Raw genomic sequence first — 24,564 nt, 5'->3', positions numbered from 1 at the left:
GCGCACCGTTCGCCTCGTCATAGCGTCCGTTCAGCGGCAGTGCCGTGACGGGCGCCGCCGCTCGGCGCACATGCAGATGCGGTGGTCGCAGGAGCGGGATCGGCAGGTGTGCGCAATCCCGTCGCGGGACCCGTCAGGAGCCGCGCCCGAAGTCCTCGGGCGAGACGTTGTCGAGGAAGGCCCGGAAGCGGTCGACCTCCTCCTCGTCGGGCACCCCGGAGCTCTCCTCCCCGTCGCCCGGGCCGGCCTCGGACTCGTCGTCGTCCACGAGCACCCCGGCCTCGACCAGCACGGCCTCGGTCGCGTGGATCGGCACGTCCACGTGCAGGGCGATGGCGATCGAGTCGCTGGGGCGGGCGGAGACCCGCAGCCCGCGGTCGAAGACCAGGTCGGCGTAGAAGGTCCCGCCGCGCACCTCGGTGATCTCGATCCGCTCCAGGGTGCGGCCGAGGGCCGACACCACGTCGGCGATCAGGACGTGCGTCAAGGGCCGTTCGGGCAACCGGCCCTGCTGCTCGAGGGCGATCGCCTCCGCCTCGGCCAGGCCGATCCAGATCTGCAGGCACCGCTTGCCCGTCGTCTCCTGCAGGAGCACCACCGGATGCCGGTTGGCGTCCGACGCCGTCTGCTGCGCCGCGTCGTCGACGGCCAGGACGCCGACCACCCGCATCTCGCTCACGTTGTCGCCTCCCGTATCCGGGGGACGCCCGACGGTCCTCGGTCGAGTCCCGCTGCGCCTCCCCGGCCGACCCCATCCTGTCAGTCGCGGACCGTGCCGTCAGGGCCGAGCGCCGCACGCCGCACCCGTCTCCGGCATGCCCCCTGCCCCCGGACGGCACACCCGCCGACCGGCCGGGAACGACGGGCCGGGCCGACCCCGACCTCCGACGGCGCGGAGATCAGGTCTGGAACGATGCGGGTGTGGTGCGGATCGTGGAGCTCGAGGACGCGGGGGACCCCGACCCACCCGACCCCCGGTACGACCTCGTCGCCGACTTCCGGGACCTCTCGCGCGCCGACCGCCGCCCCGACCGCCCCGGTGGGCGCGGCCTGGTGCTGGCCGAGGGCACGGTGGTGGTGCGCCGCCTGCTCGCCTCGCCCTACCCGCCGCGGGCCCTGCTCGGCGTGCCCCGGCGGATCGCCGAGCTGGAGCCGGAGCTCGCCCCGCTCGACGTCCCCGCGTTCGTCGCCGACGCGGACACGATGGCCCACGTCGTCGGGTTCCACCTCAACCGCGGGGTCCTCGCGAGCGCCGGCCGCGCCCCGGAGCCCGACCTCGACGTGCTCCTCGCCACGGCGACGCGGGTGGCGGTCCTCGAGGGGGTGAACGACCACGAGAACCTCGGCGCGCTGTTCCGCAACGCCGCCGCGCTGGGCGTGGACGCCGTGCTCCTCGCGCCGGGCTGCGCCGACCCGCTCTACCGCCGCAGCGTGCGCGTGTCGATGGGCCACGTCCTGCACGTGCCGTTCGTGACGGCCCCCTGGGAGGCGCTCGCGGCCGCCCTGCACACCCACGGGTTCGTCCTCGGTGCCCTGACACCGGCCGGCGACGTGCCGCCCGCCGCGCTCGCCGGGCGCCCGCGGGTGGCCCTCCTGCTCGGCGCGGAGGGCCCGGGCCTGTCCGACGAGGCCCTCGCGCTCGCCGACCACCGGGTGCGGATCCCGATGGTGCCGGGCGTCGACTCGCTCAACGTCGCGACCGCCGGTGCGGTCGCCTTCCACGCCGTCGGCAGCGGGGGAGTGGCGTGACGGGCGAGCGCAGCGACGGGGGACCGGCGTGACGGTGCTGGAGGTCGGGGCCCGCCGGGGCCGCGCCCTGGTCGGCGGCCACCCGGTCGGCGCCGTGGCCGACGACGGATGGGGCCACTACGCGCCGGGCGCGGACCTCACCGAGGAACTCGTGGCGCTGCTGGACGACTGGGCCCGCGCCGCCGACGCCTGGGAGCGCTCGGGGGCCGGGCCGCGGTCGTCGGAGGGGGTCCGGGTGAGCCGGACCGGCCGGCACCTCGCGGCGCGGGTCTCCGTCGTCCTGCGACGACCGGTGGACTACCGCGACCCGGTGACCGGCCTGCGCATCCCGCTGCGGGCGGTCACGACCGCGCCACGCGTCCCGCCGGTGCCGCTCGCGGGGACCCGGCGGGGGCGGCGCACGCCCGGCACCGTGTCGACCGTCTTCACCGAGCCCACCCCGTGGGCGACCGGGCTGACCCTCGCGGCGATCGTCGCGGGCCTCGTGCTGGCGGCGAACGTCACGCTCGCGCTGCCGCTGGTGGCCGGCCTGGGGTGGTTCGGGGTGCTGATCGACCTCGTGGTCGTCGCGGGGCTCGTGCCCGCGCTGTGGCTCAACCGCACGGTGCCCACCTGGCGGTGGGCGGTGTGGGGCGCCTTCGTCGGGATGGGGCTGGCGGTGCCGCCCCTGGTGGTCACGGTGCTGACGACGGCCTGAGCCGGTTCCGGCTCAGCTGCGGGGCGAGCGCACCCCGAGCAGCACGTCCTCCCACGAGGGGACGATCGGGTGGGACTTCGTCCGGCCCTTCCCGCCCCCGCCGTCGTCGCGACCCGGATCGGTGCGCCCGGTCTCCCGCGCCCGGGACCGGGACCGTTCCGGTGCCCGCGGGTCGGGGACGGCCCGCGAGCCGCGGGCACGGTTCCCACCCGGCCGGGCGCCCGACGAGGGCCGCGGCGCGGGGCCGCCGCCGACGGCGACCGCCGACTCCTCCTGCTGCTCGTCCTCGACGGCGTCGAGCGCCTCGGCCGGTTCGGCCTGCTCCTTCCCGACGACGTGCCGGGCCGCGCTGCCGTCCGCGCGGCGCGGCCCGGGCGCCGGGGCGAGCCCCATGACGTCGCGGGCCGCCTCGTCGCGCGGCAGCACGGCCCCGCCCGAGGCGCCGGGCGTGTAGGTCCAGTGGGCGAGGTGCTCGGAGTGCCCGGCGCGCCAGGACATGGCGACCACCCAGCGCCCGTCCTCGCCCTTCCAGGCGTCCCACGACGCGTCCGAGGCGTCCTGCCCACGCCCCGAGAGCACGGTGCTGATCGTCTCGCCCAGCGTGCGCGGGTCGGCCGGACCCTCCGCGGGCGTGTGGTGCCCCCGCCGCGCGATCTCGGCGACCCGGGCCCGCTCGAGCAGCACCGGGTAGGCGAACCGCTCGACGTGCGCGGCCGGGACCCCCGCCCCGGCCGCGACGTCGGCGACCGACTCCCCGCTGCGGATCCGCGCCTGGATGTCGCGCGGCCGCAGCGGCGAGGTCGTCTCGATCTCCATCTGGCCCAGGCGCCGCACGTCGCCCCGCGCGGCGGCCCGGAGGCGCTCGTCGGAGGGGATGGTGAACCGCTCGTGCCGGATCGGGTCCTCGAGGATCACCGTCGACGTGTCGTCACCCAGGCCCACGACCCGGAGCTCGCGCATGATCGGCCTCCCCGAGTAGCCCTGCACGTCCGCCGACGACGCTAGGCGAGCGCCTGCCCCCTTCGAGGGAGGCGCGCCGGGCGCGCCGACCCGACCGGGTCGAGCTCCGCTCCGCTGCGCTAGCGACCGAGTGCACCCACCACGTGGTCGATGCACTCGGTCAGCTTCGAGACGTCGTCCGGGTCGACCGCCGGGAACATCCCGATCCGCAGCTGGTTGCGCCCGAGCTTGCGGTAGGGCTCGGTGTCGACGACCCCGTGGGCGCGCAGCACCTTCGCCACCGCCGCCGCGTCGACCTCGTCGGCGAAGTCGATCGTGCCGACCACCTGGGAGCGGTGGACGGGCTCGGTGACGAACGGCGTCGCGAAGTCCGACTTCTCCGCCCAGGTGTAGAGCCGGTCGCTCGAGTCCTTCGTGCGCCCCGTGGTCCAGGCCATCCCGCCCGCGGCGTTCATCCACTCGACCTGGTCGGCCAGCATGATCAGGGTCGCGACGGCGGGCGTGTTGTAGGTCTGGTCCTTGCGCGAGTTGTCGATCGCGGTCGGCAGCGAGAGGAACTCCGGGATCCAGCGGTCGGTCGCGGCGATCTGCTCCACCCGCTCGAGGGCGGCCGGGCTCATCAGCGCGATCCACAGCCCGCCGTCGGAGGCGAAGCCCTTCTGCGGGGCGAAGTAGTAGACGTCCGCCTGCGAGACGTCGACCGGCAGGCCGCCGGCGCCGGACGTCGCGTCGATCGCGACGAGCTTCCCCTCGCTGCCCGCGGGGCGGGCGACGGGCACGGCGACCCCGGTCGAGGTCTCGTTGTGGGCCCATGCGATGAGGTCCACCGAGTCGTCGGAGCGCGGCTCGGGGGCGGAGCCGGGATCGCTGGAGACGACGACGGGGTCGGCGAGGAACGGCGCGCCCTTCGCGACGCCCGCGAACTTCGAGGAGAACTCGCCGTAGGTCAGGTGCAGCGAGCGCTCCCGGATCAGCCCGACCGCGGCCGCGTCCCAGAACGCGGTGGAGCCGCCGTTGCCGAGGACGACCTCGTAGCCCTCGGGCAGGTCGAACAGCGTGCCCAGCCCGGACCGGATGCGCGCCACCAGGTCCTTGACCGGCTTCTGCCGGTGCGAGGTGCCCATGACGTCGGCGGCGTCGGCCACCGCCTGCAACTGCTCGGGGCGCACCTTGGAGGGGCCGCACCCGAAGCGTCCGTCGGCGGGGAGGAGCTCGGCCGGGATCGTCACTGATTCAGCGGTCACCGGCCCATCCTCGCAACATCACCCGGCGGCTGTCCCCACGTATCGGGCCGTCGGGCGGATCGGACGCTCGCCCCGCTGCTCCAGCACGTGGGCCGACCAGCCGGCGATCCGTCCGCACGCGAAGACGGCGGGCATCGTCGCCGCCGGCACCCCGACGAGGTCGAGGACCACGGCGGCCCAGAACTCCATGTTCACCTCGATCGCCCGGTCGGGTCGCCGCTCCCGCAGCAGGGCCAGCGCCGCGTCCTGCAGGGCCCGGGCCGCCTCGTACCGTGGGGAGCGCAGGTCCGCGCAGACCTCGCGCAGGAACCGCGCCCGCGGGTCCTCCGCCCGGTAGACGCGGTTGCCGAAGCCCATCAGGCGCTCCCCGCGGTCGAGGATCCCCCGCACGACGGCGGGGGCGTCGCCGGTCCGCTCGACCTCGGCGAGCACGGGCAGCACCCGGGCGGGAGCGCCGCCGTGCAGCGGTCCGGAGAGGGCGCCGACGGCGGCCGAGAGCGCCGCCCCGGCGTCGGCGCCGGTCGAGGCCACGACGCGCGCGGTGAACGTGGACGCGGCCATGCCGTGCTCGGCGGCGCAGGTCCAGTACGCGTCGAGCGCCGTCGCGGCGACCGGTTCCGCGGTGCCGCGCCAGCGCAGCAGGAACCGCTCGGCGGCGGTCCGGCCCTGCGCGACGGTCCCCGGCGGCACCTCGGGGAGCACGAAGTCGCGCGCCGCACGGGCGACGAGCGTGTGCGCGGCGGCCGCCGCCCGGCCCACGTCGGCCAGGGCCTCGTCGTCGGACCGGTCGTAGAGCGGCGGAAGATTCAGGGCGGCGAGCCCGGCCTGGAGGTCCACCCGCACGTCCCCCGTGCGGATCGGGACCGACTCGCCGTCGTCGGGAAGTTCCGGGCCCTGCGTGAGCAGCGCGAAGACCGCCTCGAAGGGGGAGGAGCCGACGAGGTCGGCGAGGTCGACCCCGCGGTAGCGCAGCGCACCGCCCTCGCGGTCGGCCTCCGCGATCGCTGTCTCGATCGGCTCCCACGGCTGGCTCACTATTTGTCCCATCTCTCACGGGGTTCCCGACGACCGCCGCTGCTGCTTACCGTGGCCGGGTGAACGCACCGATCGCGGACCTGCGTGTCGACTATCGCGCCGGCGAACTCGAGGTGAACGATCTCGCGGCGACGTGGCACGAGCAGCTCGCGACGTGGCTCGGGCAGGCCCGGGAGGCGGGGCTCCCGGACCCGAACGCCATGGTGCTCGCGACGGTCGACGACGAGTACCGGGTGACCAGCCGGACGGTCCTGGCCAAGGACATCGACGAGCGCGGGGTCACGTTCTTCACCAACTACACCTCGGAGAAGTCCCACCAGCTGCGCCAAACGCGGCAGGCGTCGGTGACCTTCCCCTGGTACGGCCTGCAGCGCCAGGCCACCGTCATCGGCACGGTCGAGCTGCTCGGCAAGGAGGAGACGGCCGAGTACTGGCGCGGTCGGCCCCGCACCTCGCAGCTCGGCGCCTGGGCGTCGCCGCAGTCCGCGACGGTCCGTGACCGGGAGGCGCTCGAGGACCTCTTCGCGACGGTGGAGGCCCGGTTCGAGGGCGAGGACGTCCCCCCGCCGCCGCACTGGGGCGGGTGGCGGCTGCTGCCCACGCACGTCGAGTTCTGGCAGGGCCGCACCTCCCGGCTGCACGACCGCCTGCGATTCCGCTTCAACCCCGCCCGCGGCGACTGGGTGGTCGAGCGCCTGGCGCCGTGAGATCGGCGTCTAGGATCGTTCGGTGAGCGAACGACCTCGGCGCGGCCTCCTGGCCGACACGACCCCGCTGCGCACGCCCGCCTTCCGTCGGCTCTGGACGGCGGGCGTGGTCACCGTGGTCGGGGCCCAGCTGACCGTGGTCGCGGTGCCCTTCCAGCTGTACGAGATGACCGGCTCGTCCGCGTGGGTCGGGCTCACCGGACTGTTCGGGCTCGTCCCGCTCGTGGTGTTCGGTCTCTGGGGCGGGGCGATCGCCGACGCGGTCGACCGCCGGATGCTGCTCGTCGTCTCCGGGGTCGGCATCGCCGTGACGTCGGCCCTGCTCGGCGTCAGCGCGCTGACCCATCTCGGTGGGCCGTGGACGGTCCTGGTGATCTTCGCGGTACAGACCGCCTGCCTCGCGGTCAACCAGCCCACCCGGTCCGCCGTCCTGCCGCGCATCCTGCCGCTGGACCAGCTGCCCGCGGCCAACACGCTGTGGTTCACCGTGCAGCAGCTCGGCGCGTTCGCCGGGCCGCTCGTCGGGGGTGTGGCGCTGGCGTTCATCGACGTCGGCGTGCTCTACCTCGTCGACACCGTCTGCCTCACCGTCTCGATCTGGGCGGCCTACCGCCTCCCGCGGCTCCCCGTCGCCGACGACGCCCGGGGCGGGTTTCGCGGCGTGCTGCACGCGATCCGGACGAGCGCGGGGCTCCGCTCGGTGGTCGACGGCTTCCGGTACGCCGCGATGTCGAGGGTGCTGCTGGTCAGCTTCCTCGCCGACCTCGTCGCGATGGGCTTCGGCATGCCGCGTGCGGTGTTCCCGGAGGCGGCGGTCGAGACCTACGGCGGCGGCGCGGCCTACGGGCTGCTCTCGGCGTCGATCGCCGGCGGTGCGGCCCTCGGCGGCCTGCTCTCCGGGCGGCTGCACGGCATCGCCCGCCAGGGCGTCGCGGTGACGATCGCGGTCTGCGTGTGGGGCGTCGGGGTCGCCCTGGCCGGGCTCACCTCGATCCTGTGGCTCGCGGTGCTGCTGCTCGCGGCGGCCGGCGCCGCCGATCTCGTGAGCTCCGTCTTCCGCTCGACGATGCTGCAGACCGTCGCCACCGACGAGATGCGCGGCCGCATGCAGGGCGTGTTCGTCGTGGTCGTGGCGGGCGGGCCGCGGGTGGCCGACCTGTGGCACGGCTGGGCCGCCGACGCGGTGGGCACCGGGGCGGCGACGGCGATCGGCGGGGCGGCGGTCGTCGTCGGGATGCTCGCCGTGGTCCTCGCGTTCCCCGCGTTCTGGCGCTACCGGGCGCCGACGGCGGGCACCCCGGAGGACGCGCCGGCGAGCCAGGCGTGACGGCCGGGGCCGTACCCTCCGGCGGGTGACGACCCCGACCGACCGTTCCGTCACCGCGCTCGTCGTCGCCGTCGTGGTCGGCTACGCGCTCCTCGCGTGGGCCGCGATCGCGCCGGGGCTGAATCTCGTCGGCGGGCTGCTCGGCCTGGTCCTGGCGCTCGCCGTCGCCGCCCTCCAGCTCGGCTACGTCAGCCGGCCCGGGGTGGTGCGCTCGCGCGAGGCGACGGCGGTGGCGCTGCTGGCGCTCGCCTGCCTGGTCGTGGTGCCGGTCGTCGCCCTCGGGGTCGGCTGGATCGCCTTCGCCGGGTTCCTGGCCGGGAGCCTGCGTCTGCTGCTGCCGGCGCGGGTCGGGGCGGGCGGGTTCGGCGCGGTCGTCGTGGCGGTCGGCCTCGTCGCCTGGTTCGCGGGCTCGGCGCCGGTGTTCGCGGTGCTCACGGCGGCGGTGAGCACGGCGGTGACCGGCCTCGTGATCGAGGGGCTGACCCGGTGGTGGCAGCTCACGGCCGCGCGCCCGGTCGTCCCCGTCGCGGCCCTGACCGCCGGGACCCCGGCGTCCGAGGTACCCGACGCGGGCGAGGAGCCCGCGCCGGAGCCGGAGACGGCGGTCGCCCGGGCGCTCGCCGCGGCCCGGCCCGGGCTCGACGGGGCCGGGGTCGAGCTCGCGGTGCTGGGGGAGGACGTGCCGCTGCCGGAGGCGGTGGACGACCGCTTCGCCGCCCTCGTCGACGTGGCCGTCGGGCACGCGGCGCGGCACCCCGACGCCACCACCTGCCACGTCACGATCGTCCGTCGCGCGGCCGAGGCGCGGATCGTCGTCACCCACGACGGCGCCACGGAGGACCCGCGGGCCGAGGACTTCGAGGCCCTCGGCGAGCGCTTCGAGGACGTGGACGGCTCGGTGCTGGCCGAGCGCGACGACGAGCAGTTCACCGTCGAGGGCCGGCTGCCGGTGCCGGCAGCCGCGGACGCCCCGGACGCCGTGGACCTCGCGCGCACCGGCGGCGACGGGGAGGACGCCGAGCCGTGACCGGGCCGGGCGTCGAGGAGGCGCGGACCGCGGGCCTCTACGTCTCGGACACCGCCGCCCGGCTGTCCACGGCCGTCGTGGTCGCGGTCTGTGTGGCGTACGCAGCGGTGAACCTGGCCGGGGCGTTCTCGACCTTCGACCGGGGCGACGCCGCCCTGTGCGCCGGCTGCGCCGTCGGCATCCTGGTCCTGCAGCTCAGCTGTTTCTCCCGGCTCGGCGCCCGCCCGTCCCTGGCGGTCCGCCTCGTCGCCCTCGCGACGATGACGGGACTGGTGTCCCTGCCGTCGGCCTGGCTCGGTGAGGCCTATCTGGGCTTCGGCGGGTTCCTCGCCGGCAGCCTGCTGCTCGCCCTGCCGGTACCGGTGGGCGTGCCGGCCTACCTCGTCGTGGTCGTGCTCGCGGGCGTCGTCCAGCGCCGACTGGAGGGCCTCGAACCGGACTCGCTGTACTCGGTCTTCTACGCGGTCTCCGCGACCGGCCTCACCGGTCTGGTCATCTTCGCGCTGACCCGGCTCGCCGGGTTCGTCCGGCAGCTCCACGACGCCCGGGACGAGCTGTCCCGCCTGGCGGTCGCGCAGGAGCGGCTGCGCTTCGCTCGGGACGCGCACGACCTGCTCGGACTCTCGCTGTCCGCGGTGACCGTGAAGGCGGAGGTGGTCGACCGGCTCGTCGACACCGACCCCGCGGCCGCGCACGCCGAACTGCGGGAGCTGCTCGCCGTGTCGCGCCGGGCGCTGGGCGAGGTGCGCATGGTCGCGGCCGGGGCGGCCGAGCTGTCGCTGCCCGAGGAGCTGCGGTCGGCCCGGTCGGTCCTCGACGCCGCGGGGATCGACCTGTCGGTGCTCGGTGTGGACGTCGAGCTCCCCGACGAGGTGGCGGCGCTGTTCGCCACGATGCTGCGCGAGGCGGTGACCAACGTGCTGCGGCACGCGAAGGCGGGCGCCTGCCACGTCGCGATCGTCCGCCGTGACGAGGGCGCCCGGCTCGTCGTCACGAACGACGGCGCGGGCGGGGTGCCCGACGATCGTGCGGGCGGGGCCGGGGTGGCGAACCTCCACCGCCGCTTCGCCGAGCGGGGCGGGGGCGTGTCGGCCGAGCGGGACGGCGACGAGTTCACCCTGACCGGACGGCTGCCCGTCTAGAGCCAGCCGTGTTCGGCGGCGATGCGGACCGCGTCGACCCGGCTGCGGGCCTGCAGCTTCGACACCACCGAGGTCAGGTAGTTCCGCACCGTCCCCGCCGAGAGGTGCAGTGTGACGGCGACGTCCTCCGGGGTGTCGCCGCGGGCGACCAGCCGCAGCACCTCCAGCTCCCGGGCGGCCAGGGGACACCGGTCGACGCCGTCCGCCGCGCGGGCGAGGTCGTCCGCCACCACCCGGCGTCCGACCGCCACCTCGCGGATGGCGGCCGCCAGCCGCTCGGGCGGGGCGTCCTTGAGGACGAAGCCGTGGACGTCCGCGTCGAGGGCCCGCCGGACGATCGCGGCCCGACCGAGACCGGTCAGGACGAGGATCCGGCAGTCGGGCAGGACGGTGCGGAGCTCGGCGGCGACGGACAGCCCGTCGCGCCCGGGCAGGTCGACGTCGAGCACGGCGACGTCGGGCAGGACCTCCTTGGCCCGCGGCACGATCGCGGTGCCCTCGGCGAGCTCCGCGACCACCTCCAGGTCGGGCTCGGTCGCGAGCAGCGCGACCAGGGCGCCCCGGATCATGTGCATGTCCTCGGCCACCAGCACCCGGATCACGGTCGTGAATTCTTCACTACCGGGAGCCCGGTGCGGTTCGCGATCGTCGTCGCCATGCCCCGACAGATCGTGATCACCCAGAACATCACCCTCGACGGCGTCGTGGAGGCGCTCGACTGGTTCACCCCGGAGGGCGACGGGGACGTCTCCGACCTGATGCCCACCCTGGTCGAGGCGATGGACCGCGAGGTCGCCTTCCTCGCCGGCCGTCGCACCTTCGAGGAGATGCGCGGCTACTGGCCGGCGCAGACCGACGACACCACGGGCATCACCGCGCACCTGGACGCGGTGGAGAAGCTCGTCGTGTCGAGCACCCTGACCGATCCGGCCTGGGCGAACTCGACCGTGCTGCGGGGCGGTGCCGGTCTCGCCGACGACGTCGCGGGGCTGCTCAAGGAGGGCCCGGACGGCGACATCGGCGTCACCGGGTCCATCGAGCTCTGCCACGCCCTGCTCGCCGCGGACCTCGTCGACGAGCTGCGCCTCTACACCTACCCGGTGGTGCTCGGGCGCGGCCGACGGCTCTTCCCCGACGGCGTCGGCCTCCGCCCGCGGCTCGTGGACTCCCGGGCGTTCCGATCGGGCGTGAGCCTGCAGACCTACCGGCTGCACGGATGAGCCGGCGCCTCGTCCTCACCGCCCACGCGTCCCTCGACGGCGTCGTCGACCGCCCCGAGGCCCTGCTCGCGCTCGACGACCGCGACGCCGACGAACTCGGCGACGTCCTGCTCGAGAGCCGGGGCACCGAGGTCGGCCTCCTCCTCGGTCGCCGGACCTTCGAGACGTTGCGCGGCGACTGGTCCGAGGTGGCGTGGGACCCGACCGGCACGGCCCGGCACCTGGCCGGTCTCGAGCGTCACGTCGTCTCCACGACCGTCGACCGGTCCGACTGGGCCACCGCCGTCCTGCCCGGTGGGGAGGGCCTGGCCGACGACGTCGGCGTCCTGCTCAAGCACGGCCCGGACGGCGACGTCGGGGTGCACGGGAGCGTGACCCTCGCCCACGCCCTGTTCGCCCACGGGCTCCTCGACGAGATGCGGCTCGTCGTCCACCCGCACGTGCTCGGACACGGTCGGCGGCTGTTCCCGGCCGGCTGCCCGATGCGCGCCCTGCACCTGGCGGACAGTCGGCCGCTGCGCTCGGGGGTGACCGTCCAGGTCTACCGATGGCGGTGACCCGGGCGTGGGAACCTCGGGCCGTGGCGATCGACGAGGCGGACCGCGCGGCCCGGACGCAGCGGGCGGTGGCCGCGGCGCAGGCCGTCGCCGAGGAGCACGGGCTCGACGTCGGGTCGCCGGTGGTGCTGCACGACCTCTTCTCCGTCGTCGTGCACCTCGCGCCCGCACCCGTCGTCATGCGGATTCCGACGGTGCTGCCGCCGACGCGGCGGGCCGACCCGACCCGCACCCTCGCCGAGCGCCGGGACGAGCTCGCGGTCTCCGTCGCCCTCCGGGAGGTCGGCTTCCCGACGACGGGTCCCTCGCCCCTGCTGCCCGCCGTCCCGCTCGAGCGCGACGGCTTCGTGATGACGGCGTGGGAGTACGTGCCGACCGTGGACCGGGAGCTGGACGACCCGGCGGGCTACGTCGCCGACCTGCACGCGGCGCTGCGGGGGGTCGAGGTCGAGCTGCCCTTCCTGGTGTTCTGGGACGACTGGATGACCGAGATGCTCTCGCTGCTCGCGGGACACCCGGAGCTGGTGGCCCCGGACGACCTCGCCCTCGCCCGCTCGGAGCACGCGCGGATCGACGCGGTGTTCGGATCCCGGGAGCGGTTCGACGCGGCCTTCGCGCACGCGGCGGTGCAGCCGATCCACGGGGACGCGCCCACGCACAACGTCCTCATGACCGCGGACGGACCCGTCGTCACCGACCTCGAGCACGCCTGCCTCGGGCCGATCGAGTGGGACCTCGCCCTGACCGGGCTCGTCGACGACTACGACCAGGCGACGGTGCTGCGCGGCGGCCGCCCGGCGGACCGGGAACTGCTGGCGCTCTGCGAGTCGGCCCGGTGGTTGCAGGTCGTCTGCTGCCTCGGGCTGGCCGACGGGGCGCCGGCCGAGCTGGTCGACGGCGTCCTCCCGCTGGTTCCAATGTGGCGTGCCGCCCTGTGAGTACTAATCCGTGTCAGGACACGGATTAGTACTCACAAGCTTGCGGAGCAAGCGCCTCAGCTCGGCACGGTCGTGCTCACCGAGCCCGGCGAACACCCGGTCGGCCTCGGCGGCCCGCGCCTGCCGGACCGCGCGGCCCAGCTCCCGGCCCTGGTCGGTGACGACGACGAGGGTGGCCCGGCGGTCGTCGGGATCGGTCTCCCGCCGCACGAGGCCGCGTTCCTCCAGGGCGTCGACCACCTCGGTGGCGCTGCGTGGCGCGATGCCGAGGTGCTTCGCCAGCGCCCCGGGACGGGCGGAGCCGTGGCGCATCAACACGCCGAGGGCGCGGAGCTGGGACGGGGTCACGTCCCACGGCGCGAGCGTCGCGCGGGAGGTGTGGCGCAGGCGGCGCGCGACGGCCCAGAACAGGTCGCTGACCGAGGTGGGTTCGTCGTGCTCCACGGGAACACCCTAGCGGGAGTTGCTGTTGTAGCCTCATCATGAGGTAACCTCAGCAAAATCCCACGATCCCAGGAGGCGCTTCTTGCCCCGCCCTTCCGAAGTCTCCGCCGAACAGCGCCGGCTCGACCGCGAGCAGGCCAAGCAGGTCTCGCTGCGCCGCATCGCCCGGCTGTTCGCCCCCTACCGCTGGTCCCTCGCCGTCGTCGTCGCCGTGATCGTCGCGTCGTCGATCGTCGGGCTGGCCCAGCCCTTCCTGCTGCGCGAGGTCATCGACGTCGCGCTGCCGCAGCGCGACGTCACCCTGCTGGTGTGGCTCGTCGTCGGGATGGTGGTCGTCGCCGCCGTGACCGCGGCCTTCGGCGTCGTCCAGACCTGGATCTCCACGAAGATCGGCCAGCGCGTCATGCACACGCTGCGCACCGACGTGTTCTCCCACCTGCAGCGGCTCTCGCTCGGCTTCTTCACCCGCACCCGCACCGGCGAGGTGCAGTCGCGCATCACCAACGACATCGGCGGCATGCAGTCCGTCGTCACCTCCACCGCCACCTCCATCGCGGCCAACCTGACGACCGTGATCGCCTCGGCCGTCGCGATGGTCGCCCTGTCCTGGCAGCTCTCGCTCGTGACGCTGCTGGTGCTGCCCCCGGCCGTGCTGCTCTCGCGGCGCGTCGCCCGGCTGCGGCGCACCATCACCGCGCAGCGCCAGCGCGAGCTCGCCGACCTCAACGTCACCATCGAGGAGGGCCTGTCGATCGACGGCGTCCGCCTCTCCCGCACGCTCGGGACCGGCGACGCGCTCGTCGCCCGCTTCACCGACTCGTCGCTGCGCCTGACCGACCTGGAGCTCCGCAGCCAGCTCGCCGGTCGCTGGGTGATGGCGACGATGTCGATCGTCTTCGCCGCGATCCCGGCCCTGATCTACCTCGGCGCGGGCCTGCCCTGGACGGCGGGCGCGCTGTCGATCGGCACGCTCGTCGCCTTCACCTCGCTGCAGGCCGGCGTGTTCCGGCCGCTGTCCTCGCTCCTCGACGTCGGGGTGTCGGTGTCGGCCTCGCTGGCGCTGTTCGCACGCATCTTCGAGTACCAGGACACGCGGATCGAGGTGGAGGAGCCGTCGAATCCCGTGACGCTCGAGGCGCCGCGCGGCGACCTGCGGCTCGAGGGCGTCACGTTCACCTACCCGGGCAACGACCGTCCGGCGCTGGACGACGTGTCGCTCGACGTCCCGGCCGGCACCACACTCGCGCTGGTGGGGGAGACCGGTTCCGGCAAGTCCACGCTCGGCGCGCTCGTCGCGCGGCTGCACGACCCGGACGCCGGCCGCATCACGATCGACGGCGTCGACCTGCGCGACCTGCGCCTGGACGACCTCGCCGCGATCGTCGGCGTCGTCAGCCAGGAGACCTACCTGCTGCACGCCACCGTGATGGACAACCTGCGCTACGCGAAGCCGGACGCGACCGACGAGGAGATCCTCGCGGCGACCCGGGCCGCCCAGGTCCACCATGTGATCGAGGCGCTGTCCGAGGGTTACGACACGGTGGTCGGCCCGCGCGGGCACCGCTTCTCCGGCGGCGAGCGCCAGCGCCTGGCCATCGCCCGCACCCTGCTGCGCAACCCGCGGATCCTGGTGCTCGACGAGGCCACCTCGGCGCTGGACACCGCCACCGAGCGCGCCGTGCAGGAGGCCTTCGACGCCCTCGCCGTCGGCCGCACCACCCTGACGATCGCGCACCGGCTCTCGACGGTCCGCGACGCCGACCGGATCGCCGTCCTCGATCACGGCCGCGTGATCGAGTCCGGCACCCACACCGACCTGGTGTCCGAGGACGGTCGCTACGCGGAGCTGACGGCCGCGTGACCCTCGTGGTGGCAGCGAAGCGTCGTTGCTGTCATCCAGTGGCAGGAACGCCGCTTCGTCACGCCAGCCCGGTCAGCACGTCCACCAGCGGGCCGGGCCGCAGCTGCACCCCGAGGTGGCTCGTCGCCAGCCCGACCACGCGGAACGGGAACCCGGCGGCGTCGGCGTCGGCGACGAACCGGTCCTGCAGCGCGGGCATCAGCGCCCGGTCGTCCGCGAGCCGCACGTAGGTGCGCGGCACCCGGCCCCACCGCGCCGGATCGACGGTCACCAGTGCCTCGTCGACGACGAGCGCCTCCCGACCGTCCATCGTGGCCAGCATCGCGAGCAGCTCGGTGCGGGTGCCGTCGGCCAGCAGGGCGTCCTGCACCTCGTCGAGGGTGTCGGGGGCCCGCAGGTCCACCCGCAGCTCGCCGACCTCGGCCGGGTCGGCCGTGAGCAACCGTGGCGCCACCGCGTCCAGGGTCGACGGAGCCACGGCCGCATAGGTCGACGGGCCGCCGGCGACGCAGCACCACGCCGACACGTAGACGACGTGCGCGAGCAGGTCCGGGACGGCGTTCGCCACGGCCGTGACCGTCAGGCCGCCGCGGCTGTGGCCGACGAGCACCACCGGGCCGTCGAGCGCGCGCACCACCTCCGTGACCGCAGCGATGTCGTCGGCGGTCGAGAGGCCCACCATCCCGGTGTCGCGGGCGTCGAGGCCGTGCCCGGGCAGGTCGAGCGCGACCACCCGGTGTCCGCGCAGCGCGAGCCCGCGGGCGACGGGACCCCAGCCGGCGGCCGTCGAGAACGCGCCGTGGACGAGGACGTACGTGATCGGGGACGTCGGAGACACAGGAGCACCCCAGGGACGAGGACGGACAGGGCGGCGGGTGCTCAGATCACGGCCGGGACCCTAGGGCGGCGACGACGGCGGGGTCCACCGACTTCCGTGGCCCACCGCCGACATGGCCCCGCCAGGCAACCGGTTGCGCGAATCGTCCCCACTCGGCCCGCGACCCACTACGGTGCCCGCCATGGCGTCCAGTGATGTCGAGATCCGCGCCGGCGGCGCGCATGCGGTCGTCACCGGCGTCGGGGCCGGGCTGCGGACGTTCACCGTCGACGGCGTGCACCACGTGGAGACCTTCGACGGCGACCCGCCGATGGGGGCCGGGTGCGTGCTCATCCCGTGGCCGAACCGCACGGCCGGCGCCCGCTTCACCTTCGACGGCACCACGCACGAGCTCGAGGTCACCGAGCCCGCGAACGGCAACGCGATCCACGGCCTCGTCCGGAAGCACCCGTGGGCGGTCGTCGACCACACCGACGACGCCGTCACCCTCGCGATCGACGTCCCCGCCGAGCACGGCTGGCCCCAGCCGCTGCACGTGGAGACCACCTACGCGCTGGAGCCCACGCAGCTCACCGTCACGCACGTCCTGACGAACACCGGCGACGGCGACGTGCCGGCGGGGGTCGGCACCCACCCGTACCTGCGGGTCGGCGACCACCCCAGCGGGGACTGCACGCTCCGGGTCCCCACCGCCACGGTCCTCGACGTCGACGACCGCCAGATCCCCACCGGCCCGGCCCGGCCGGTCACCGACGACGAGTCGCTCCGGACGCCCCGGTGCGTCGCCGACCTCGAGCTCGACACCTGCTTCGGCGTGCGCCCCGGTGTCGCCGGCGTCCTCGCCGAGCTCACGGCCCCCGACGGCACCGGTACCCGGCTCTGGGGCGACCGCAACGTCGGCTGGGTCCAGGCCTTCACCCCCGGGAGCCCCTTCGGCCGCGAGGGCAAGGCCGTCGCCGTCGAACCGATGACCTGCCCGCCGGACGCGCTCAACTCCGGCACCGACCTCGTCGTCCTGCAGCCCGGGGCGACCTGGACCGTCCGCTGGGGACTGGAGGCACTGCGGTGATCGTCTCCGGAGGAGAGGCCCTCGTCGATCTCGTGCCGGTCGAACGGGGTCCACTCGCCCCGCTCGCGCCGCGGCTCGGCGGCGGGCCGTACAACGTGGCGGTCGGGCTCGGCCGGCTCGAGGTCCCGACGGCCATGCTCACGCGCCTGTCGACCGACGCGTTCGGCGACGCGCTCCTCGGGCGGCTCGCCGACTCCGGGGTGCGCACGGAGCTGATCCAGCGCGGCGACGAGCCGACCACGCTCGCCGTCGTGACCGTCGACGAGGCGGGGCACGCCCGCTACTCCTTCCACGTCGAGGGCACCGCCGACCGGCTGGTGGCCGACCCGGGCGATCCCGGGATGACCGCGCTCGCCGTCGGGACCCTGTCCCTGCTGCTGGAGCCGGGTGCCTCGGTGTACACCGAGCTCGCGCGACGGGCGTCTGCGGCCGGGACCTTCGTCAGCCTCGACCCCAACATCCGCCCGGCCCTCGTCGGGGACGCCGAGACCGTCCGGTCCCGGATGGACGCGATCGCCGCGGTCGCGGGGCTGGTCAAGCTCTCCGACGAGGACGCCGCCTGGTGGGGCCGCGAGCCCGACGAGCTGCTCGCGGCGGGCGCGGGCGCGGTGGTGGTCACCCGCGGCGCCGAGGGGCTCCGGGCGTTCACGACGACGGGGGTGGTCGAGGTCCCGGCGGACACCTCGCGTCCCGTGGTGGACACGATCGGCGCGGGCGACTCCGTGCACGCCGCGCTCCTGGCCCACCTGCACGACCACGACCGGCTCGACCGGGCGGCGGTCGCGGCGATGTCGGCCGACGACTGGCACGCCGCCCTGACCTTCGCCGCACGCGTCGCCGGCTGGACCTGTTCGCGCGCGGGCGCGGAGCCGCCGACCCGCGCGGAGTTGGCTCACCCAGCGGAACAGTGACCGGTGCCACGGGCGCCGACACCGTTTCCCGTGCTGCGGTGATCGCCGCGTGAGCGCTACGGTTCGCGCAGCGTACGACGCCCCAACACCCGCGGGAGTTCGCCTCGGGCTGACGCCGGAGCCGGCGCGGGGACCGACCGTCCCCGCCCCGACGACCGGTGCCGGCCCTCCCTCCCGCACGAAGAAGCGTGAGAGGGATGCATTCGATGGCCGACGACGGCGAGAAGCGCACCGCGACCCTGTCCTATCCGGGCGGGGAGCACACGATGGAGATCGTCGAGGCCACCGAGGGCTCGTCCGGGATCCAGTTGGGCAAGCTCCTCGGCGAGACCGGTCTGATCACCCTCGACCCGGGCTTCGTGAACACCGGGTCGTGCCGCTCGGACATCACCTACATCGACGGTGACGCCGGCATCCTGCGCTACCGCGGTTACCCGATCGAGCAGCTGGCGCAGAACTCGACGTTCGTCGAGACCAGCTACCTGCTCATCTACGACGAGCTGCCGACCAAGACCCAGCTCGAGAACTTCACCGACCAGATCCAGCGGCACACGATGCTGCACGAGGACCTGAAGAAGTTCTTCGACGGCTTCCCCGCCGACGCGCACCCGATGCCGGTGCTGTCCTCCGCGGTCTCGGCGCTGTCGACCTTCTACCAGCGCTCGCTGGACCCGTTCGACGAGCCGAACGTCGACCTCTCCACGGTCCGTCTGCTCGCGAAGGTCCCGACGCTGGCGGCCTACGCCTACAAGAACTCGATCGGCCAGCCGTTCCTCTACCCGGACAACAAGCTGTCCCTGGTCGAGAACTTCCTGCGCATGACCTTCGGGCTGCCGGCCGAGGACTACGAGATCGACCCCGAGGTCGCCAAGGCCCTCGACATGCTGTTCATCCTGCACGCCGACCACGAGCAGAACTGCTCCACGTCGACGGTGCGGCTGGTCGGCTCGTCGCAGGCCAACCTGTTCGCCTCGATCTCGGCGGGCATCAACGCGCTGTTCGGCCCGCTGCACGGCGGTGCGAACGCGGCCGTCCTGACGATGCTCGAGAACATCCGGGACAACCACGGCAACACCGACGAGTTCGTCAAGAAGGTCAAGGACAAGGAGCCCGGCGTCCGCCTCATGGGCTTCGGGCACCGGGTCTACAAGAACTACGACCCCCGCGCCGCGATCGTCCGCGACACCGCCCGCGGCATCATCGAGAAGCTCGGCGGCGGCGACGAACTGCTCGACATCGCGACGAAGCTCGAGGACTACGCGCTCAACGACGACTACTTCGTCGAGCGCAAGCTCTACCCGAACGTCGACTTCTACACCGGCCTGATCTACCAGGCGATGGGCTTCCCGACCGAGATGTTCACCGTCCTGTTCGCCATCGGGCGCCTCCCCGGCTGGATCGCCCACTGGCGCGAGATGATCGAGGACCCGGACACCCGCATCGGGCGCCCGCGCCAGGTCTACACCGGGCCGACCGAGCGCGACTTCGTGGCGCTGGACCAGCGCGGCTGATCCCACCCGCCCTGCCGTTCCGCGTGAGGGGAACCCTCAGCACGCCGGGACGACCGGATCCTCCCCGCACGGCGACACCGCTCGCCGCGTGAGGGGAACATCCGGCCGCCCTGACGTCGTGAGGGTTCCCCTCACGCGTGTTCGGGGGGCTTCCCGACGACGGGTGCGGGTACCTGTCGGGCATGGCTGCTCCGTCCACCGCCGTCGTCTGGTTCCGCCGTGACCTCCGCGTCCGCGACCAGCCGACGTTCCTCGCGGCGAAGGAGCGCGCCGACCGGGCGCTCGCGCTGTTCGTGCTCGACCCGACGCTGCTGGAGCCGGCCGGCCCGCGCCGCACGGCGTTCCTGTTCCGCTGCCTGCGCGCGCTCGACGAGGACCTCGGTGGGCGCCTGCTCGTGGTGAAGGGCGACCCGGCGGAGGTGGTCCCGAGGATCGCCGCCGCGGTGGGGGCCGGCTCCGTGCACGTCGCCGCCGACTTCGGGCCCTACGGGCGACGGCGCGACGAGGCGGTGGAGAAGGCGCTGGGGGACGTCGAGCTGGTCCGCTCCGGCTCCCCGTACCTCACCGAGCCGGGCACGATCACGAAGTCCGACGGCGACCCCTACAAGGTGTTCACCCCGTTCTCCCGGGAGTGGACCAAGCGGATCCGGGACGCGGAGCCCGCCGACACCGACGCGAAGACGCTGACCTGGATGGACCCGTCGGACAAGGACGGCGGTCCGCGGGCGGTGAAGGTGCCCGACGACCCGAAGCTCGACGCCGAGCTCCCCGACGCCGGGGAGAAGGCCGCCCACGAGCAGTGGGAGGCGTTCGTCGACGAGCACCTCACCGACTACGACGACACCCGTGACCGCCCGGACAAGCCGGGCACGAGCCGGATGAGCGTGCACCTCAAGTACGGCACCGTGCACCCGCGCACGCTGCTCGCCGACGCCCGCGGCGACGGCCAGGGCGCGACCTCGTACCGCAACGAGCTCTGCTTCCGCGACTTCTACGGTCACGTGCTCTGGTGGTTCCCGCGCAGCGCCCGGGAGAACTTCGACCCGAAGTTCGACCGGATCCCGCTGGACTCGGGGAAGGAGGCCGACGAGAAGTTCGCGGCCTGGCAGGAGGGCCGCACCGGCTTCCCGGCGATCGACGCGGCGATGCGCCAGCTGCAGGGCGAGGCGTGGATGCACAACCGGATGCGGATGGCCGTCGCGTCGTTCCTGGTCAAGGACCTGCACCTGCCGTGGTGGCGGGGCGCGCGGCACTTCATGGAGCTGCTCGTCGACGGCGACCTCGCCTCCAACCAGCACGGCTGGCAGTGGGCCGCGGGCACCGGCACCGACGCCGCGCCGTACTTCCGCGTGTTCAACCCGGTGACCCAGGGGGAGCGGTTCGACCCGCAGGGCGACTACGTGCGGCGGTGGGTCCCGGAGCTCGCGGACGTCCCCGGCAAGAAGGTGCACCAGCCCTGGAAGCTGCCCGACCCGCCGTCGGGGTATCCCGGGCCGATCGTGGACCACAAGGCCGAGCGGCAGGAGGCGCTCGACCGGTTCAACGCCCTGTAGCCCCTACCGGCCGGTGAACGCCTCGCGCCACGACACCCGCGCCCCGGTGCGCAGCACCGAACGGGCGTAGATGCGGCCGCCGACCCACAGCACGAGCGCGGTGAAGGCGGCGGTCAGGACGAAGGCGAGCACGACCTGCCAGACGGGCACGCCGCCGAGCGCGATCCGGGCCGGCATCACCAGCGGGGTCCACGGCGGGATCAGGGACAGCACCGTGAGCGCGGTCGAGGTCGGCGCCGAGAGCACGAGGTTGAACCCCGCGATGAAGCCGATCAGCACGACGATCGACACGGGGGTCAGCACGCTCTGGGTGTCCTCCTGGCGGGACACCAGGGAGCCGAGCGCGGCGTAGACCGTCGCGTACAGGGTGAAGCCGAGGAGGTACCAGACCAGCACCGAGACGAGCGTCCCGGTGATCCCCGCCCCGGCGACCAGCAGCCCCGCGGTGCCGGCGACGGCCAGGCCCGCGGCGGTCAGCACGACGAGCTGCAGCAGCCCGACCGCGCCCAGCCCGAGCACCTTGCCCAGGAGCAGCTGCCACGGCCGGACGGTGGCCAGCACGATCTCCACCACCCGGCTGGCCTTCTCCTCCACCACGCCCTGGGCGACCATCGCGCCGTAGGTCTGGATGGAGAAGAACAGCAGGAACGCCCCGAACGCGCCCAGGCCGATCCGCAGGCCCTGCGCCGGGTCGTCCGGCCGTGCGGCGACGACGACCGGTTCGGCGGCCGCGACCGCGGCGTCCCCCGCCGCCGGGTCGGGCAGGAGCTGCTGCTGCGCGAGCAGCGTCGTCGCGACGGTGACGACGGACCCGGTCCCGCTGCCGAGCGACCGGTCGACGTCCACCCGGGGGCGCGTCGGCGGCCCGGACAACGCCGCGTCGGCGTCCCCGCTCGCCACGAGCGCCCGCCCGGCCGCGGCGTCGTCGACCGGGAGCACCCGCACGATGCGGCCCTGGTCGTCGGCGGCGAGCCGCAGCGACGGCGTGATCGCCTCGGTCTCCGGGGCGACCGCGATCGTCGAGGTCCCGGAGTCGCCACCCGGGCCGATCGAGGTGACGAACAACGAGTAGCCCACGAGGATCAGCAGGATCACGGCCGTCGAGACGACGAACGCCCGCCCGCGGACCCGCGCGAGGAACTCGCGCCGGGTGATCAGCAGGACGGTCCTCATGGTGCGGTCCTCCCGCCGACGGCTTCCCGGAACAGCTCGGTGAGCGACGGCCGTCGGTGGGTGAACTCGTGCACCGGGCCGGTGCCGAGCGCGGCCCGCAGGAGCGTCTGGTCGTCGGCGCCGGCGTCGAGGGTGACCACGGTCCGGCCGTGCTCCACCCGGCTCGTCGTGACGCCCGGGACGGCGTCGGCCCAGCCGGGGGCGGCGTCCGGGGCGTCGACGACCACGGTGGCGCCCGGCGCGTCGCCGGCCCGCAGCTCGTCGACCCGTCCCTGGGCGACGAGGGTGCCGTCGCGGACGATGCCGACGCGGTCGCACAGCCGCTCGACGAGGTCCAGCTGGTGGGAGGAGAACACCACCGGTGCGCCGGCGTCGCAGCGTTCCCGCAGGAAGGCGCTCATCACGTCCACCGCCACGGGGTCCAGCCCGGAGAACGGCTCGTCGAGCACGAGCACGTCGGGGTCGTGCACGAGCGCGGCCGCGAGCTGCACGCGCTGCTGGTTGCCGAGGCTGAGCTTCTGCACCTCCTCGCCGGCCCGGTCGGCGATCCCGAGCCGCTCGGTCCAGCGCTGCGCGGCGGCGCGCGCGTCGGCGGCGCGCAGCCCGTGCAGCTCGGCGAGATAGCGCAGCTGCTCGCCCACCGCCATCTTCGGGTAGAGGCCGCGCTCCTCGGGCATGTAGCCGATCCGCCGGCGCCGGTCCGCGTCGATCGGCCGGCCGTCGAGGCGCACCTCGCCGCCGTCGGCGGCCAGCACGCCGAGCACGATCCGCATCGTCGTCGTCTTGCCCGCGCCGTTCGCGCCGACGAACCCGAAGAGCTCCCCGGGACGCACCGAGAAGGTCATGTCGTGCAGCGCCCGGACCGCGCCGTAGCGCTTCGACACGCCGTCGATCTCGAGCACCTGATCACTGTCCCGGCCCCCCGACGGGCTGTCCACTTCAGGGCCGCCACCCGATCGTGATCAGGTCGAACCCTCCCGGGTGCTGGAGTGATCGGCTCCGCATCGAGCAGCATGACCGGGCCAGGGGTCGTGGTTCGCGTGGGGCGGGGGTGGGGGATGCGGCTGCTGGTCGTGCTCGTCGTGACCGTCGCGCTGCTCGCCGCCGCCGCACCGCTCGCGATCACCCAGGCGCCCCGGCTGGACTCACCGGTGCTCGCGCTCGTCGCCTTCGCGGTCGCCGGGCTCGCGCTGCTCGCGGGGCTCGCGCTGCTCGCCCGGGCGGCCCTGCTGCTGCGCCGGTCACCGACGCGCCCCGACGGCGGGTCGGTGCCGGAGGGCGGGCCGGCGCCGGTCCCGGTTCCGGTCGCGGTGCCGGACGACCAGCCGCCGGCCGACGAGTCCGTCACCGAGCCCCGCCCGGGCCCCGACCGGATCGTCCTCGTCCCGACGGCGGGCCGGCTCGCGGTCTCCGTACCCGTCACGGTGCTCCCGCCCCGGCACGCGCGGGACGACGAGCCCGACCTCGACGCTCCCGCTGCTCCCGACGAGGCCGTGACCGATCAGGCGTCCGACCAGGAGCCGGTGACCGTCGGCCAGTCCGACGGCGGCGGGGAGTCCCACAGCCAGGCCCAGGCGAGCTCGGCCTTCGCCGCGCGGTACACGACGACCCGTTCCCGGCGGTAGTCCGGCCCCTCGTAGGCGTCGAGGGCCGGCAGGGCCCGGGCCGGGTCGGTGAGCGTGACGACGTGCCCGTGCGCGGTGCCCGACCCGGCCACGAGCGCCGGGTAGCCGTATCCGGTGTCGTGGACCCGACCGCGCGCGACGGCCGGCGTGCTGCCCCGGGCGGACGGCGCGAGCCGCCACCACGCGGAGGCCCCGGGCTGCAGGGTGCCGTAGACGAAGACCCGGTCCGGCCAGTCCCGCGGGTCGGGGCAGCCGTCGGGGACCACCGTGGCGGCGTCGGGCGGCACCCCCGCCGGCTCGCCGACCAGGTCGCGGGCGGCCGCCTGCGGCACGTCGCGCACCCGCACCGGCGCGCCGTCGACGAGCAGGGGAGCCCGGAGCGGGGCCGCCGGCCAGTAGCCCAGCACCGGGTCGAGCCGCACGCCCCGCTCGTCGAGCACGGTGGCCGCGTGCAGCCACGCCAGGTCGTACCGGGCGCCCCGTCCCTCGCAGCGGTCGAGCACGGCGACCTGCTCGGGGGTCGCCAGCCAGAGGTGGTGCACCTCCGGTGGGGGCCCGGCGCCAGGTGGGGGAGGGCCGGCCGACGATGTGGCTTTCCTGGCACTGGACGCAAGCAGTGACGCATTGCTGGCACCGGAGGTGCCTGCCAGCACCGCCAGTGTCGCCGGACGCGCGTCGTCACGGAGCCGCAGTCCGGCCGCCCACACCGCGGCCACGCCGGACACCGTGACGCGCAGGGCCACGACCGGGCCGGGCAGGCCGAGCTCGTCGCGCAGCCAGGTGATCTTCGACGGGCAGGCGTTCGACCCGTAGGCGAGGACCGGCACGCGCGCGGCGAGCGGGACGTCGAGCCGGTCGTCGATCGCGACCGGACCGACCCGCCAGCCGCCGCGGCAGCCGTCGTCGGGAACGAGCTCGTGCGTCAGCCCGTCGGCGTGCAGATACGAGAAACCCGGCACGACCCCGGGGTAGGGGT

24 protein-coding genes are annotated in these 24,564 nt (G+C 74.6%); 14 read left to right on the top strand and 10 right to left on the bottom strand.

Annotation, left to right across the window (positions count from 1 at the left end; all coding sequences use genetic code 11):
* Positions 1-133: 133 nt before the first annotated feature.
* The gene (locus ACQPYX_RS25780; RefSeq protein ID WP_433800135.1) at positions 134-679 is read right to left on the bottom strand and encodes a bifunctional nuclease family protein; all 546 of its coding nucleotides are present in this window, start codon (positions 677-679) and stop codon (positions 134-136) included.
* A gap of 242 nt (positions 680-921) precedes the next feature.
* Here ACQPYX_RS25780 and ACQPYX_RS25775 point away from each other — a divergent pair, with 242 nt between their 5' ends.
* Both ACQPYX_RS25775 and ACQPYX_RS25770 read left to right on the top strand, forming a co-directional pair.
* Complete coding sequence (locus ACQPYX_RS25775) at positions 922-1,749, top strand: TrmH family RNA methyltransferase (protein ID WP_433800134.1); 828 nt, start codon at positions 922-924, stop codon at positions 1,747-1,749.
* 28 nt (positions 1,750-1,777) lie between these two features.
* Positions 1,778-2,446, top strand: coding sequence for a DUF2537 domain-containing protein (locus ACQPYX_RS25770; RefSeq protein WP_433800133.1), 669 nt, complete (start codon positions 1,778-1,780; stop codon positions 2,444-2,446).
* A 12-nt stretch (positions 2,447-2,458) separates the two neighbouring features.
* Here ACQPYX_RS25770 and sepH read toward each other — a convergent pair whose 3' ends face one another.
* The 3 genes from sepH to ACQPYX_RS25755 form a co-directional block, all read right to left on the bottom strand.
* Complete coding sequence (gene sepH, locus ACQPYX_RS25765) at positions 2,459-3,406, bottom strand: septation protein SepH (protein WP_433800132.1); 948 nt, start codon at positions 3,404-3,406, stop codon at positions 2,459-2,461.
* Between the two features lie 119 nt (positions 3,407-3,525).
* Complete coding sequence (gene serC / locus ACQPYX_RS25760; RefSeq protein ID WP_433800131.1) at positions 3,526-4,650, bottom strand: phosphoserine transaminase; 1,125 nt, start codon at positions 4,648-4,650, stop codon at positions 3,526-3,528.
* Between the two features lie 18 nt (positions 4,651-4,668).
* Positions 4,669-5,685, bottom strand: a complete 1,017-nt coding sequence (locus ACQPYX_RS25755) for a citrate synthase (RefSeq protein ID WP_433800130.1) — start codon at positions 5,683-5,685, stop codon at positions 4,669-4,671.
* Positions 5,686-5,744: 59 nt separating this feature from the next.
* Here ACQPYX_RS25755 and pdxH point away from each other — a divergent pair, with 59 nt between their 5' ends.
* The 4 genes from pdxH to ACQPYX_RS25735 are packed head-to-tail and all read left to right on the top strand — an operon-like array spanning position 5,745 to position 9,888.
* Positions 5,745-6,392, top strand: a complete 648-nt coding sequence (pdxH, locus tag ACQPYX_RS25750; RefSeq protein WP_433800129.1) for a pyridoxamine 5'-phosphate oxidase — start codon at positions 5,745-5,747, stop codon at positions 6,390-6,392.
* Between the two features lie 22 nt (positions 6,393-6,414).
* Positions 6,415-7,719 carry an MFS transporter gene (locus ACQPYX_RS25745; protein ID WP_433800128.1) on the top strand — a complete coding sequence of 435 codons (1,305 nt, stop codon included), beginning with the start codon at positions 6,415-6,417 and terminating at the stop codon, positions 7,717-7,719.
* 25 nt (positions 7,720-7,744) lie between these two features.
* Positions 7,745-8,746, top strand: coding sequence for a hypothetical protein (locus tag ACQPYX_RS25740; protein WP_433800127.1), 1,002 nt, complete (start codon positions 7,745-7,747; stop codon positions 8,744-8,746).
* Positions 8,743-9,888, top strand: a complete 1,146-nt coding sequence (locus tag ACQPYX_RS25735; RefSeq protein ID WP_433800126.1) for a sensor histidine kinase — start codon at positions 8,743-8,745, stop codon at positions 9,886-9,888. The genes ACQPYX_RS25740 and ACQPYX_RS25735 overlap by 4 nt, the downstream gene beginning before the upstream one ends.
* Here ACQPYX_RS25735 and ACQPYX_RS25730 read toward each other — a convergent pair.
* The gene (locus ACQPYX_RS25730) at positions 9,885-10,490 is read right to left on the bottom strand and encodes a response regulator transcription factor (RefSeq protein ID WP_433800125.1); all 606 of its coding nucleotides are present in this window, start codon (positions 10,488-10,490) and stop codon (positions 9,885-9,887) included. The two genes, ACQPYX_RS25735 and ACQPYX_RS25730, sit on opposite strands and share 4 nt — an antisense overlap.
* Positions 10,491-10,544: 54 nt before the next feature.
* On the opposite strand from ACQPYX_RS25730, the gene ACQPYX_RS25725 reads away from it, so the two are divergent.
* From ACQPYX_RS25725 to ACQPYX_RS25715, 3 genes are read left to right on the top strand one after another with little or no spacing between them, the layout of a single operon-like run.
* Positions 10,545-11,108 (top strand): dihydrofolate reductase family protein, encoded by a 564-nt coding sequence (locus ACQPYX_RS25725; RefSeq protein WP_433800124.1) that lies wholly within the window; start codon positions 10,545-10,547, stop codon positions 11,106-11,108.
* Positions 11,105-11,665 carry a dihydrofolate reductase family protein gene (locus tag ACQPYX_RS25720; protein ID WP_433800123.1) on the top strand — a complete coding sequence of 187 codons (561 nt, stop codon included), beginning with the start codon at positions 11,105-11,107 and terminating at the stop codon, positions 11,663-11,665. The genes ACQPYX_RS25725 and ACQPYX_RS25720 overlap by 4 nt, the downstream gene beginning before the upstream one ends.
* A 23-nt stretch (positions 11,666-11,688) precedes the next feature.
* Complete coding sequence (locus tag ACQPYX_RS25715) at positions 11,689-12,603, top strand: aminoglycoside phosphotransferase family protein (RefSeq protein ID WP_433800122.1); 915 nt, start codon at positions 11,689-11,691, stop codon at positions 12,601-12,603.
* Between the two features lie 3 nt (positions 12,604-12,606).
* Here the strand turns inward: ACQPYX_RS25715 and ACQPYX_RS25710 are convergent, their stop codons facing one another.
* Complete coding sequence (locus tag ACQPYX_RS25710) at positions 12,607-13,047, bottom strand: MarR family winged helix-turn-helix transcriptional regulator (RefSeq protein WP_433800121.1); 441 nt, start codon at positions 13,045-13,047, stop codon at positions 12,607-12,609.
* An 82-nt stretch (positions 13,048-13,129) separates the two neighbouring features.
* On the opposite strand from ACQPYX_RS25710, the gene ACQPYX_RS25705 reads away from it, so the two are divergent.
* Positions 13,130-14,908: an ABC transporter ATP-binding protein gene (locus ACQPYX_RS25705; RefSeq protein ID WP_433800120.1), complete on the top strand. Its 1,779-nt coding sequence runs from the start codon at positions 13,130-13,132 to the stop codon at positions 14,906-14,908.
* A 58-nt stretch (positions 14,909-14,966) separates the two neighbouring features.
* Here the strand turns inward: ACQPYX_RS25705 and ACQPYX_RS25700 are convergent, their stop codons facing one another.
* Positions 14,967-15,746, bottom strand: coding sequence for an alpha/beta fold hydrolase (locus tag ACQPYX_RS25700; RefSeq protein ID WP_433800119.1), 780 nt, complete (start codon positions 15,744-15,746; stop codon positions 14,967-14,969).
* A 181-nt stretch (positions 15,747-15,927) separates the two neighbouring features.
* Between ACQPYX_RS25700 and ACQPYX_RS25695 the strand changes: the two genes are divergently transcribed.
* The 4 genes from ACQPYX_RS25695 to ACQPYX_RS25680 all read left to right on the top strand — a co-directional run bounded on the left by ACQPYX_RS25695 (position 15,928) and on the right by ACQPYX_RS25680 (position 20,790).
* A complete protein-coding gene (locus ACQPYX_RS25695) occupies positions 15,928-16,815 on the top strand; it encodes an aldose 1-epimerase family protein (protein WP_433800118.1) in 888 nt (295 codons plus the stop codon).
* Positions 16,812-17,726, top strand: coding sequence for a carbohydrate kinase family protein (locus ACQPYX_RS25690; RefSeq protein ID WP_433800116.1), 915 nt, complete (start codon positions 16,812-16,814; stop codon positions 17,724-17,726). The genes ACQPYX_RS25695 and ACQPYX_RS25690 overlap by 4 nt, the downstream gene beginning before the upstream one ends.
* 206 nt (positions 17,727-17,932) lie before the next feature.
* Complete coding sequence (locus tag ACQPYX_RS25685) at positions 17,933-19,237, top strand: citrate synthase (protein ID WP_433800115.1); 1,305 nt, start codon at positions 17,933-17,935, stop codon at positions 19,235-19,237.
* Between the two features lie 182 nt (positions 19,238-19,419).
* Positions 19,420-20,790, top strand: a complete 1,371-nt coding sequence (locus ACQPYX_RS25680) for a cryptochrome/photolyase family protein (protein ID WP_433800113.1) — start codon at positions 19,420-19,422, stop codon at positions 20,788-20,790.
* Positions 20,791-20,793: 3 nt separating this feature from the next.
* Here ACQPYX_RS25680 and ACQPYX_RS25675 read toward each other — a convergent pair whose 3' ends face one another.
* The 3 genes from ACQPYX_RS25675 to ACQPYX_RS25665 all read right to left on the bottom strand — a co-directional run bounded on the left by ACQPYX_RS25675 (position 20,794) and on the right by ACQPYX_RS25665 (position 24,547).
* The gene (locus ACQPYX_RS25675; protein WP_433800112.1) at positions 20,794-21,963 is read right to left on the bottom strand and encodes an ABC transporter permease; all 1,170 of its coding nucleotides are present in this window, start codon (positions 21,961-21,963) and stop codon (positions 20,794-20,796) included.
* Positions 21,960-22,865, bottom strand: coding sequence for an ABC transporter ATP-binding protein (locus ACQPYX_RS25670; RefSeq protein ID WP_433800111.1), 906 nt, complete (start codon positions 22,863-22,865; stop codon positions 21,960-21,962). Before ACQPYX_RS25670 ends, ACQPYX_RS25675 begins: the two co-directional genes overlap by 4 nt.
* Positions 22,866-23,464: 599 nt before the next feature.
* Positions 23,465-24,547, bottom strand: a complete 1,083-nt coding sequence (locus tag ACQPYX_RS25665) for a gamma-glutamylcyclotransferase family protein (RefSeq protein WP_433800110.1) — start codon at positions 24,545-24,547, stop codon at positions 23,465-23,467.
* Positions 24,548-24,564: the final 17 nt, after the last annotated feature.

Origin of the sequence: Actinomycetospora sp. CA-084318 (assembly GCF_050955885.1) — a bacterium.
In the GTDB taxonomy this organism is placed as follows: Bacteria; Actinomycetota; Actinomycetes; order Mycobacteriales; family Pseudonocardiaceae; genus Actinomycetospora.
This window is presented reverse-complemented; position numbering and strand designations above follow the sequence as displayed.

What these genes read in the sequence shown, in the direction of transcription:
- ACQPYX_RS25675 (WP_433800112.1), bottom strand. Translation starts at nt 21,963, where the DNA reads ATGAGGACCGTCCTGCTGATCACCCGGCGCGAGTTCCTCGCGCGGGTC.
- ACQPYX_RS25685 (WP_433800115.1), top strand. Translation starts at nt 17,933, where the DNA reads ATGGCCGACGACGGCGAGAAGCGCACCGCGACCCTGTCCTATCCGGGC.
- ACQPYX_RS25725 (WP_433800124.1), top strand. Translation starts at nt 10,545, where the DNA reads ATGCCCCGACAGATCGTGATCACCCAGAACATCACCCTCGACGGCGTC.
- sepH (WP_433800132.1), bottom strand. Translation starts at nt 3,406, where the DNA reads ATGCGCGAGCTCCGGGTCGTGGGCCTGGGTGACGACACGTCGACGGTG.
- ACQPYX_RS25680 (WP_433800113.1), top strand. Translation starts at nt 19,420, where the DNA reads ATGGCTGCTCCGTCCACCGCCGTCGTCTGGTTCCGCCGTGACCTCCGC.
- ACQPYX_RS25720 (WP_433800123.1), top strand. Translation starts at nt 11,105, where the DNA reads ATGAGCCGGCGCCTCGTCCTCACCGCCCACGCGTCCCTCGACGGCGTC.
- ACQPYX_RS25695 (WP_433800118.1), top strand. Translation starts at nt 15,928, where the DNA reads ATGGCGTCCAGTGATGTCGAGATCCGCGCCGGCGGCGCGCATGCGGTC.